Here is an 11,515-nt window from a genome sequence, read left to right as displayed (position 1 = left end):
GACCAGCCCCGGCACCACATACGCCCCCGCACAGTCATGGACCTCGACCCCAAGCGTCGCCGGCAGCGACTCGATCCGCCCCCCACGCTCCGAGATCGCCGCCACGCGCCCCCCGGCGAGCAACAAGTCGCGCCGCCCGAGCGGCGCGGGAGCAAACAGTTCAGCGTTGCGCAGCAGCGTCAGGCTCACGCCCCGAGTGTACGCGAGCAACGAGAAGCCCCCACGCCCAACCGTGCGGGGCTACAGCCCCCACTCGCTGCGCAAGCGGGCGAGCAGGCCCTTGCAGGCGGCCTCGACCATGTCGAACATCCGCGTGAAGTCCTCGACCCCGCCGTAGTAGGGATCGGGCACCTCGGCGTCCGTGGGCGACAGCGGATCGTAGCTGCGCAGCAGCGAGATCTTGGCCGTGCCGTTGGACTTGGCCGCGAGCGCCTCGAGCTCGCGGAGGTTGGTGAGGTCCATCCCGATCAGCAGGTTGTGATTGGTGAAGTCGGCGGTCGTGATCTGCCGGGCGACGCTCTGCAGATCATAGCCACGCCGCTGCGCCTCGGTCCGCGCCCGCTTGTCGGCCCGCTCGCCCTTGTGCCACGCCCCGGTGCCGACGCTGTCGACTCGGATCCGGCCGCGCAGCCCGGCGTCGACGACGAGCTTGGTGAACACGCCCTCGGCGGTCGGTGACCTGCAGATGTTGCCGAGACACACGAAGCACACGCTGAGCTTGTTGGGGCTGGGCGTGGTCGTCGTCTCGGGGTGGCTGACAGGACTGGACATGAGGACCCGCGGCGGCTCAGCTGAGGCGATCGAGCAGCGCCTGTTGCTTTGCCAGATTGTCGCGAAGCTCAGTCTGACGCAACTGTTCCTTGGCGACGACCTCGGCGGGCGCGCGCTGCAAGAACCCTTGGTTGGCGAGCTTCTTGTCGATGCCCGCGAGCTCCTTTTGCTTCTTGGCGATGTCCTTGCCGAGCCGCGCGCGCTCTTCGTCGAGGTCGACCAGGCCCGCGAGCGGCAACCCCACCTCGACGCCTGCGGCCACGTCGACCGAGCACTGCTTGGGCAGCTGGAGGTCACGCCCGAGCACCGTCAGCGAGCGCATCCGCCCGACGAACTGCGCTGCCTCGCGGATCCGCTCGAGCGAGGACAAGGTGTCTGGGTCGTCACTTCGAACCTGGACCTCGACCGGCTGCGCGGGCGAGATCTTGGACTCCGCCTTGAGCATGCGGTGACTGGTGACCACCGCGATCAGGCGCTCGATGTCCCGCTCGGCCTCGGCGACTCGTGGGTCAGCGAGGATCGATCCAACCGCGCGGACGGGGCCCGCCATGGTCCGTTGTTGGCCTTCCCCGCTGACGATCGGCCAGGCCGCGCTCATCAAGGTGGGCGCGTCTTCGACCCGCGGAAGCCGCTGCCACAGCTCCTCCGTGATGAACGGGACCATCGGGTGCAACACCCGCAGGACCAGATCGAACACGGTGGCCAGGGTGCCCTGCGTGGCGTGGCGCTCGCTCGGATCCGCGTCGTCGGCGAGTCGGCGCTTGGCGAGCTCGAGGTACCAGTCACACAGCTCGTGCCACACGAACTGGTACGCAGCGTGCGCGGCGAGATCCAGCCGCCAGTTGTCGAGGTGGGCGGCGACGCGCTCGGGCAGCTCGAGCGCGCGACCGAGGATCCAGCGATCCGCGATCGACAGCCGCGCGAGGCCGTCGTCCGCGTCGAGCACGTCGGCGCGCCAGGCCGCGAGGTCGAGCCCCTCGAGCCGCATGCTCGCGAACCGGGCCGCGTTCCACAGCTTGTTGCAGAAGTTCCGGTAGCCCTCGACGCGAGCGCGCGAGAACACGATGCCCGAGTCCTGACCGGCGATCGTGCACAGGTAAAAGCGCAGCGCGTCGGCCCCGTACGCGTCGACCAGCTCGACCGGGTCGACCACGTTGCCCTTGGTCTTGGACATCTTCTGCCCGTCCTCACCGAGCACCATCGAGTGCAGGTAGACGGTCCGAAACGGGACCTTCCCGGTGAAGTGCAGGCCGAACATCATCATGCGCGCGACCCAGAAGAACAGGATGTCCCAGCCCGTCTCCAGCAGCGAGGTCGGGTAGAAGCGGTCGACCTCGTTGTCGTCCGCCGGCCAGCCCAGCGTCGTCAGCGGCCACAGCCCCGACGAGAACCAGGTGTCGAGCACGTCCTCGTCCTGCGAGATGTCGGCGCTGCCACACTTGGCGCACGCGCTCGGATCCTCGCGCGCGACCGTGATGTGGCCGCACGCGCAGTGCCACGCGGGGATCCGGTGACCCCACCACAGCTGGCGAGAGATGCACCAGTCGCGGATGTTCTCCATCCAGCGGAAGTAGTCGGCGCGGCGAAACTCCGGGTAGATGACGGTCTCACCGGTGCGCACGGCCTCGAGCGCGGGCCCGGCGAGCGGGGCCACGTTCACGAACCACTGAAACGAGGGCAGCGGCTCGACGATCACGCCCGATCGCTGGCTGCGACCGATGCTCAGCACGTGCGGCTTGGTCTCGACCAGCAGACCCTCGGCCTCGAGATCGGCGAGCACCCGCGCGCGCGCGCGCTTGACCGACAGCCCCACGTAGGGCTCGGGCGCCGGGGCTTGAATGTTGCCGTCGAGATCGATGATCTGGATCAGCTCGAGATCGTGGCGCTTGCCGGTCTCGAAGTCGTTGGGATCGTGGGCCGGCGTGACCTTCACGGCCCCGGTCCCAAACCCGATCTTGACCAGGATCGGATCGGCGATGATCGGGATCTCGCGCCCGGTCAGGGGCAGCCGCACGCGCTGGCCGATCAGGCTCTGGTAGCGCTCGTCGTCGGGGTGGACCGCGACCGCCGTGTCGCCGAGCATGGTCTCGGGCCGGGTGGTCGCGACGATCAAGCGGGCGTCGCTGCCGACGATCGGATACGCGATGTGCCACAGGCTGGACTCGATCTCTTCGTGCTCGACCTCGAGATCGCTGAGCGCCGTGTGGGAGCCCCAGTCCCAGTTGATCAGCCGATAGTCGCGATAGATCAGACCCTGCTCGTGGAGCCGCACGAACGCCTCGCGGACCGCCCGGGACGAGACCTCGTCCATCGTGAAGCGATAGCGCGACCAGTCGAGCGAGGCGCCGAGCGCCTCGTGCTGGCGATCGATGACGCCGCCGTGGTCGTCCGTCCACCGCCAGACTCGCTCGAGGAACGCCTCGCGGCCGATCTCGTCGCGGCTCTTTTGCTCGCGCGTCTGCAGGTCCCGCTCGACCATCACCTGCGTGGCGATCCCAGCGTGATCGGTGCCGGGCAGCCACAGCGCCCGCTCGCCCCGCATGCGATGCCAGCGGACCAAGCTGTCCTCGATCGTGGCCGTCAGCGCGTGACCCATGTGCAGCCGGCCCGTGACGTTGGGCGGCGGCAGCACGCAGGTGAAGTGGGGACCGTCGTGCTCAGCGGGCGAAAACAGGCCGTCATCGCGCCAGCGGGCGTACCAATCTGCTTCAACCTTGGCCGGCTCGTAGACCTTGGCGAACTCCTGCTCGGACATCGCGTGAACCTGCCACACGAATCCACGCCCGCGTAGGGGCCCCCGCGAGTAATGAGCGGCTGCCAACGAACGCTGGCGAGCGGAGCAGAAACCTGGGGCCCACGCGGATGACTGTCGGCGCTGGTCCGAAGACATCCGGGCGCAACCGCGCGACACGAAAAAGCCCGTGCGCATCCTCGCACGGGCTCCCCGCCAGCAACGCGCTGCCAAACTGTCGGCGCGCTACTGAACTTTTTGCTTGATGATCTCTTCGGCCAGATCCGGGACGACTTCCCAGACCACCTGCTCGACGATCTCTTGGCTGAGCTGCAAGAGCGCGCGGACGGCTGCCGGATCGAGACCCGCGGCGGCGCTGCTGTTGCCGGCGGCCGCCTTGATCCGCTCGATCATGCTGGACGTCGGGGCGTTGGCCGCCGTGAACGGGATCGGGATCGCGATCGGGATCGCGCCTGAGACAGGGGACGCCGGGGCTGTAGAGGCTGGCGCGGACCGTGGCGCGGACCGTGGCGCCGAAGTTGGTGCTGAAGCCGGCGCTGGCACCCGGGCAGCGGGAGCCGCGGCGGCGGCCGGCGCCCTCGCGGGCGTGGGTGCCGCAGCAGGTGCGCGCGCAGGCTTGGCTGCGGCTGGTGGCCGAGCGGCGGGTGGCCGGGCGGCAGGCGCCGCGGCAGGCGGACGCGCCGCTGGTCGTGCCGCGGCCGCGGGCTTGCTGGCCCCGCGCCCGAGCGCCGACGCGACCTTGTCGATCAGCTCTTGGCTGTCGAAGGGCTTGCCGATGTAGTTGTCCGCCCCTGCGGCCGCGACCTCCGCCTCACCGATGCTGCCCTTGGCGGGGATCAGCATGATGACGGGGATGTTGGCCGTCGCTGGGTTGGACTTGAGGGCCTGAACGACCTCAAAGCCGCTTGGCTCGCCGGGCGCGAGGCTGTGGTCGATGAGGACCACGTCGGCCTGCATTTGCTTGGCGCGAGCTACGGCCTCAGAACCCTTGCTCACCGCGGTCACCTTCGCGTCCTCGGCCGCGAAGGTGATCTTGATGGCCAAGCGCATTGTCTTGGAATCGTCGATCGCGAGGATCTTGGTGGGCATGTATCGAGTTCCCCGAGCGTTCGGTGTGACGGGCAAAGGCGTACCATGGCGCCCGTGAGTGGGTCAACGAAGCGGCCCGAACAGCCGCCTCAAAAACCGAGCGAGCCCGGCCGCGGCGGCGTGGTGCTCGAGGGCCTGACCGGTCCGATCGACCTGCGGTCGCGCGTAGCGGGTCGATCAGGCGTACATGCGAGCGGCTCGAGCACGTCCGCGCGGGTCGCCTCCGCGAGCGTCACAGGGCCGTTCAGCCTCGGCTCAGCGTGGTCGCGGCTGGTCGACAGCCTCGCGGGGGACGTGATCCTGACCCACGTGCCGGGCCGAAGGGTGCTGGATCTCGGCTACGGGAGCCCCGAGATCAGCGGGTGGGTCAAAGCGCGCATCGGCGATCACCTCTCGATCGTCGAGAAGGGCGCGCTCGATCAGGCCGCTGGCAAGGTCGCGGAGACCTCGGGGTTCCTGCCAGCCAGCCAGTTCCTCGACGCAGACGGCAACCTCATGATCCCCGAGGAGGGCGAGGACGAGCCCAGCGTCAACCTGGCCGAGTACCCCGACGCCAACTTCGACGTCGTGTACTGCCTGCGAACCTTCCCACACCTGGGCTACGACACGAGCAGTTCCGAGCGGCTCGGGTGCCAGCTGCTGCGCGAGGCCGCGCGCGTGACCGTCGACGGCGGCGAGGTGTTTGTTCAGATCGCCAACCCCCGGAGCCTGCGGGGGATCGTCGAGGGCATCCGCAACCCGATCACCGTGGTCTCCCGACGCCGCATGATCTTGGGGGATCGCTACGGGCTGACCCGCTGGGACACGATCCCCAGGTTCTTGCGCTTCCTCCCGCCAGAGCTCGAATTCGTGCGTGTGCATGGGCTTGGCGTGCTGATCCCGCACAACGCGACGCTCCACATCCCGCTGGTTGGCAGCGTGCTCTCGCGGCTCGAGTGGCGCTTGCGTGACCTCGCCCTGTTCCAGCGGTTTGGCGCACAGGTCCTCGTCGTGCTGCGACGCGTTCACCGGGGGGAGGCCGCGATGGTCGCGACCTCGAAGCCTGGCCCAGCCCTATCGTTGTAAACTCCACCTCGTGAGCGAGGTCGATCCGCTACCCGGACGCATTCTGATCGTCGACGACGAGCTGGCGATGCGCGAGTTCCTGAGCGTGTGCCTGGGCCGCGCTGGCCACCACGTGACCACGGCCAAGTCGGGCGCCGACGCGCTGCGCGTGCTCAGCGATGACAGCATCGGCTTCGACGTGGTCATCACCGATCTCACGATGCCCGGCGTGCCCGGCATGGAGGTCTTGCGGCACGCCCGCGCCCTGCCCCATCCACCGCCCGAGGTCATCATGGCCACGGCCTACGCGACCACCGACACCGCGATCGAGGCCATGAAGATCGGGGCCTACGACTACCTGATCAAGCCGTTCAAGATCGACGAGATCCAGCTCCTGGTTCAGCGCGCGCTCGAGCGCCGGTGCCTGAGCACGGAGAACCGACGCCTGCGCGAGCAATTAAAAGGCGTCGACGCGCTCGACCGCATGGTCGGTCGCTCGGAGTCGATGCAGAAGGTGTTCGATCTGGTCCGTCGGATGGCGACGACCCGGACCAACGTGCTGATCCGCGGCGAGTCGGGCACGGGCAAGGAGCTGGTCGCTCGGGCCCTGCACAACCTGTCGGACCGCGCCGATGGCCCGTTCGTCCCGGTCAACTGCGGCGCGATCCCGGAGCAGCTGATGGAGTCGGAGCTGTTCGGCCACGTCAAGGGATCGTTCACGGGGGCCGCTGGCGATCGCCAGGGCATGTTCGAGGTCGCAGGCGGCGGCACCTTGTTCCTCGACGAGATCGGCGAGATCGATCCCGCGACCCAGGTCAAGCTGCTGCGGGTCCTGCAAGAGCGGACGATCCGGCCGGTCGGCGGCAACGAAGAGGTGCCCGTCGACTGTCGGGTGGTCGCCGCGACCAACCGGGATCTCGAGGCCGCGGTCGAGAGCGGCGAGTTTCGCCAGGATCTCTACTTTCGCCTGGACGTGGTTCGGATCGTGCTGCCGCCGCTGCGCCACCGCCCGGAGGACATCTCGCTGCTGGTCGAGCGCTTCTTCGATCGCTTCAACCGCGAGATGAAGCGCGAGCTGATCGGGGTCTCGCGCGACGCGCTCGACTGGCTGCTGGCCTACGACTACCCGGGCAACGTGCGCGAGCTCGAGAACTTGATCGAGCGAGCGGTCGCGCTCGAGAGCACCGCCACCCTCACCGCCGATCACTTCCCGAGTCGGCGAGCCAGCGCCGACGACGTTGGCCGCACGCCGAGCGCGTTTCCGGAAGACGGGCTCGACCTCGACGCCCGGCTCGCGGATCTCGAGCGCGACCTGATCCTCGCCGCGCTCGCCCGCTCCGGTGGCGTCCGCAAGCGGGCCGCCAAGCTGCTGCGGATCAGCTTTCGATCGCTCCGTTATCGGCTGCAGAAGCTGGGTATCGAGGTCGGGCGTTCAGCGGAAGGGTGAGTGGTATGCGCATATCCACCCCTGTCGACTCATGTCCTGAAGGTCGGGTAGGTGATCTCTCGACCGGGCGAAAATGCCCCGTACGGGTAGCACCGCCAGGTTTGTTATGCGCCGGGGTGACGTTCTGCGGCCCACGAGCCGAACTTCGTCGGCCCATGATCGACATTCTGCGGCAGAAACCGGGTGGGATCATTTGCCCCACTCGCTAACTCATTGGGATCACTATGGATCATCGCTGTAATTCAACATTCATCACCGGCACGAGTAGTGCTTACTCCCAGGCCAATCCGATGCGGCCAACGAACCCACGACGCTCGATCACGCGCTTGCTCGCGCAGCCTGATCGTCGCGCACAGGCTGGCCAGAGGGGCTTCACCCTCATCGAATTGCTCACCGTCGTCGCGATCCTGGGGATCATGGCGACGCTCGCGCTGGTTGGATACACGAAGAATCTCCGCAACGCGCGGCGAACCGAGGTCATCGGTGATCTCTCCAACCTCTCGCTGCGCGAGAACGGCTTGATGTCCGTGCGAGGCCACTACGCCTCGACCTCGACCGGCGAGATGGACACCTACCCGGTCACGCCCGATCAGCTCGCCAACAAAGACGGCGCGATCCAGTGGTCGATCGCCGACGAAGGCTACACCCGCGACGCGGTCGCGATCGGCACCCCGTTCTTTCGCGCGGGCGGGGTCGAGCATGGCTTCGACGCCATGAGCTTCATGCCCGAGGGCGGCCACTCGTTCTGCGCGTATGGGGTCATCACCGGTGACGGCACCAACGGCGAGTTCGGTGACGAGCCCCCCGCATTTCCGCTCGCGACAGAGGTGTTCCCCAACACCGACGTTCAGCTCGAGCGCTTCTACGCCCGCGACTGGTTCTACGCATTCGCCAAGTGCGACTTCGACCGCGACGGCGTCTATTGGGAATTCACGACGGCTCACTTCGCCACCGACGTATCAATGGGTGACACCAACTTCGGTGAGTGAGCGCCCGCCAGACAATCATCATAGCCAGCCACCGCCTGACCTCCGTCAGGCCGACCCCCAGACGAAGGACAGGATACGACAATGAAAAAGATCGACATGAAGCAGCTCAAGAACGCCAAGGGTTTCACGCTCATCGAGTTGATGATCGTGGTTGCGATTCTCGGCATTCTCGCCGTGGTCGCCGTTCCGGCGCTGCAAAAGTATATGCGCCGGGCCAAGACCGCCGAGGCCAAGACCCAGCTCGCCAAGATCTACGACTCGGCCTCGAGCTTCTTCAAGAGCGAGCACGCCGACCGTGGCGCGACCGGCTTCATCGGTGATGGTGGTGCGGTCGAGGACATGGCGCCGCACCGCTGCCCGCACCCCGACGGCGTGCCGACCGGTGGTCAGGCAGAGATCACGCCGGCCCTGGCCACCAACTGTAACCAGGGTCCCGGCGGTCGCTGCATCCCGGCGACCGGCGGTGGTCCTGCGGGCTACTACGACATCGCGGAGTGGAACGACAACCCGGTCTGGAACGGCCTGAACTACCTGCAAGAGCAGGGTCACTACTTCCACTACAACTTCGTCGCGGTCAACGAGATCATCGGCTACGGCCGCTGCCAGTTCACCGCGCAGGCGTTCGCGGACCTCGACGACGACGCCGTGTACTCGACCTACGAGCGCAGCGGCGCTGGTGATCAGCAGGGCGTGAACGCGGCGATCGGCCTCTACGTCGACCAAGAGGTCGAGTAGTCACAGTCGCTCGAGTCACTCGAGCTCACAAAGAGCGGGAGCCCTTCGGGACTCCCGCTCTTTGTAATTGGTGCGTCGAGGTTGTGCGCGGTGGACCGTCGGAACCCACCTCCAAGGTGTATACTCCCCACGATGCGACGGCTGGCGCTCGTGCTGCTGCCCGTGTTTCTCGCGGCGATGCTCGGAACCCACACGGCGGTCAAGGATCGCCGTGACGCGTTCCCACCCGATCAGGATCTGCTGTACCTGCCGCCCGCCCAGCATCTTGGGCCGATGAGCCTCGGCTATCGTGAGGCGCTCGGCGATCTGATCTGGATCCGCACGGTGATCTTCGCAGGTGATCGCGTGGGCGCGACCAACTACCGGTGGATCATGGAGTACCTCGAGGCGATCTACTCGCTGTCTCCCCAGTTTCGTCGCCCCTACGCGTGGGGCGGCGTGGCGTTCATCTACACGGGTGACAACATCGATCGGGCGATGGTCGATCGGGCGATCGCCCTGTATGAGCGGGGCCTCGCCCACTTCCCGGAGGATCACGAGCTGCTGTTCGCCGCCGGGATGCTGCTGACGCGCGACGTGCAGTCTGTGCCTGGCTACACCGCGGACGAGCAGGCTGCGGCCATGGACAAGGGCGCCGGCCTGATCCGCAAGGCCGCAGCTTTTGGCGCGCCGCCGCTGGTCCGCGAGCTCGCGGCGACCCTCGTCAGTGAGGGCGGCGCCGATCAGCTCGCGATTGCGTTCCTCGAGAGTCAGCTGCTGCAAGCCGAGGATCCCGATCACCGCCGACTGCTGAAACAGAAGCTAGAGGCGGCGATCGGCGAGGCTGGGCTGGCGTCGATCGAGCGGCTCCGCGAGGAGTTCGAGGCCGAGCACCAAGCCGAGCGGCCCTACGTCCCGCCCGACTTGTACGTGCTCATCCGCGAGTGAGTCGCCTGGGCCTGGCCGCAGCCAGACCCCAGCCAGACCCCAGCCGTCACTTGCTGCCCTTGAGCAGCTTGGATTCCTTGTCGCCGACCGTGACCTTCTGGGTGTCGGTCTTGCCGTCGTCCCACTTCCACTTGACGGTGTGCGAGCCCGCGCTGACCTTGACGAACACGGGCGCGCGACCCTCTTTCTTGTTGTCGACGTAGACGTCGGCCGGCGGGTTGCCCGGCGCGACGCCGATCTTGAGCTCCGCGGTCTTCGGCTTGGGCGGAGCCTTCTTGACCGGCTTCTTCTTCTCGACCGCCTTGTCCGGCGCGGGATCCTCGGCCGGCGTGGGGGCGGGACCGGAACCGGCCTTGGCGACCAGGACCAAGCTGATCGCTTGCGCCGAGTCACCGGTGAACACGATCGGGGTCCTGACCTCGTCGTAGCCGTCTGCGACACCCAAGAGCGTGTACGCGACCCCCGGCTCGCGGGTGAGCGGGTGCTTGTGGCTGGCGGCGTCCTTGCCGATCTCCGTGCTCGCGTCACCAGCGAGCAGCGTGACCGTGGCCGCGAGTGGCTCGACGTTGATCGTCAGCGTGACCGTGCGGGCGTGCAGCTTGATCGGCAGCGGCATGTTCTGGCCGGCGCCGAGCGTGATCTCCTGCGAGAAGGGCAAGAACTCTCCGCCCGCGACGCTGACCTCGATCTTGTGTGGGCCTTCGGACAGGCCGCTGACAACCCGCTGCGCCTCGCCGGCGATCTCTTTGCCGTCGACCAGCACGGTCGCGGTGGCGGGGCTGACATCGAGGTTGAAGCTCGCGGCGTCGCTTGGCTTGGCCTCGGCGCCCGAGTCGGCGGCTGGCTCTTCGTCGCCGCCGTCGAAGCCCTGCCCGAACACGAAGAACGCCACGACCGCGAGGATCGCCACGACGCCACCCACGATCCCGATGATCAGGCCGACGTTGCTCTTCTTGTCTTCATCCGGCTCGTCGTACATCGGTACGGGACCCGGCTGCTGCGAGTGCGGATGCTGCTGCTGGCTGTGCTGCGGACGATATGGCTGCTGCTGCTGCTGATATTGCTGCTGCTGTTGCTGTTGATATTGCTGTTGGGGCTGCTGCTGCTGGTACTGCTGCGGCGCGCCGTAGGGCTGCTGGACCTGCTGGGCTTGCTGGCCCTGCATGCCCATGCCCATACCGGCGCCCATGCCAGCACCCATGCCCGCGCCCACGCCCTGCCCGGGATGCCCGCCGGGTGACGGCAACCCAACCGAGCCAGAGCCGGACTGCCCGGGAGCTGGGAGGCCGCCGTGGCCGCCGGGACCGGGCAAGCCGCGAGCAGCGGCCGGGCTCGGCAGACCACGGTTGGCCGCGGCTGGGCCGCCGGGGGTCATCGAGCTGGGCGGCGGCATGGTCGCCTGGATGCCGGCCGCGGGGGCCGGGCCGCCAACGGGGATACCCGGGCCACCGGGGGTGCTGCGATGCACCGATGGCGCGGCCGCCAGCGCGTCTTCTTCTTGGCCTTCGAACAGCTTGGTCTCGAGCTCGTCGTCGTCCCAGTCGAAGTCGGCGCCGCCGCCACCGGCTGGGCGGGCGCCCTTGGGCCGGGCCGGGAGCTTCTTCCCCACGCCGGGGATGTCCGGCTTGGAGTTGGTCATGACCATGGTCTTGGCCCGCGCGCGGCCGGGCTTGGGCGGGGTCCGCTTGGGCTCTTGGCCGGCGTTGAGCGACGCGAGCGACGGGTGGGCCTCGGTCGCGACGCCCGGACGCCATTCGGGCA

Annotated in this window: 8 protein-coding genes and 2 pseudogenes; 5 read left to right on the top strand and 5 right to left on the bottom strand. The window is 67.9% G+C overall.

The genetic code is table 11. The annotated features are described in order from the left end of the window. From ENSA7_RS01660 to ENSA7_RS01645, 4 genes and pseudogenes are all read right to left on the bottom strand, one after another. A pseudogene (locus tag ENSA7_RS01660) lies at positions 1 to 189 on the bottom strand (beta-aspartyl-peptidase); the annotation flags it as partial. Between the two features lie 51 nt (positions 190 to 240). Continuing rightward, positions 241 to 771, bottom strand: a complete 531-nt coding sequence (locus ENSA7_RS01655; RefSeq protein WP_106087423.1) for a low molecular weight protein-tyrosine-phosphatase — start codon at positions 769 to 771, stop codon at positions 241 to 243. A 16-nt stretch (positions 772 to 787) separates the two neighbouring features. Next, positions 788 to 3,526 carry a valine--tRNA ligase gene (locus ENSA7_RS01650; RefSeq protein WP_106087425.1) on the bottom strand — a complete coding sequence of 913 codons (2,739 nt, stop codon included), beginning with the start codon at positions 3,524 to 3,526 and terminating at the stop codon, positions 788 to 790. A 222-nt stretch (positions 3,527 to 3,748) separates the two neighbouring features. Continuing rightward, on the bottom strand, positions 3,749 to 4,612 hold the full coding sequence (locus ENSA7_RS01645; protein WP_106087422.1) for a response regulator: 864 nt from the start codon (positions 4,610 to 4,612) through the stop codon (positions 3,749 to 3,751). Between the two features lie 54 nt (positions 4,613 to 4,666). On the opposite strand from ENSA7_RS01645, the gene ENSA7_RS01640 reads away from it, so the two are divergent. From ENSA7_RS01640 to ENSA7_RS01620, 5 genes are all read left to right on the top strand, one after another. Next, the gene (locus ENSA7_RS01640; RefSeq protein WP_146157213.1) at positions 4,667 to 5,677 is read left to right on the top strand and encodes a class I SAM-dependent methyltransferase; all 1,011 of its coding nucleotides are present in this window, start codon (positions 4,667 to 4,669) and stop codon (positions 5,675 to 5,677) included. A 10-nt stretch (positions 5,678 to 5,687) separates the two neighbouring features. After that, positions 5,688 to 7,103, top strand: a complete 1,416-nt coding sequence (locus ENSA7_RS01635; protein WP_244923685.1) for a sigma-54-dependent transcriptional regulator — start codon at positions 5,688 to 5,690, stop codon at positions 7,101 to 7,103. 386 nt (positions 7,104 to 7,489) lie between these two features. Then, positions 7,490 to 8,092, top strand: coding sequence for a type IV pilin protein (locus tag ENSA7_RS01630; RefSeq protein WP_219907890.1), 603 nt, complete (start codon positions 7,490 to 7,492; stop codon positions 8,090 to 8,092). Between the two features lie 81 nt (positions 8,093 to 8,173). Then, positions 8,174 to 8,827 carry a type IV pilin protein gene (locus tag ENSA7_RS45685; RefSeq protein ID WP_219907889.1) on the top strand — a complete coding sequence of 218 codons (654 nt, stop codon included), beginning with the start codon at positions 8,174 to 8,176 and terminating at the stop codon, positions 8,825 to 8,827. A 132-nt stretch (positions 8,828 to 8,959) separates the two neighbouring features. Next, positions 8,960 to 9,754: a hypothetical protein gene (locus ENSA7_RS01620; RefSeq protein WP_106087418.1), complete on the top strand. Its 795-nt coding sequence runs from the start codon at positions 8,960 to 8,962 to the stop codon at positions 9,752 to 9,754. Between the two features lie 46 nt (positions 9,755 to 9,800). Here the strand turns inward: ENSA7_RS01620 and ENSA7_RS42995 are convergent. Beyond that, positions 9,801 to 11,515 (bottom strand): annotated as a pseudogene (locus tag ENSA7_RS42995) (hypothetical protein); the annotation flags it as partial.

This window comes from Enhygromyxa salina (assembly GCF_002994635.1).
Lineage (GTDB): Bacteria > Myxococcota_A > Polyangia > Nannocystales > Nannocystaceae > Plesiocystis > Plesiocystis salina_B.
This window is presented reverse-complemented; position numbering and strand designations above follow the sequence as displayed.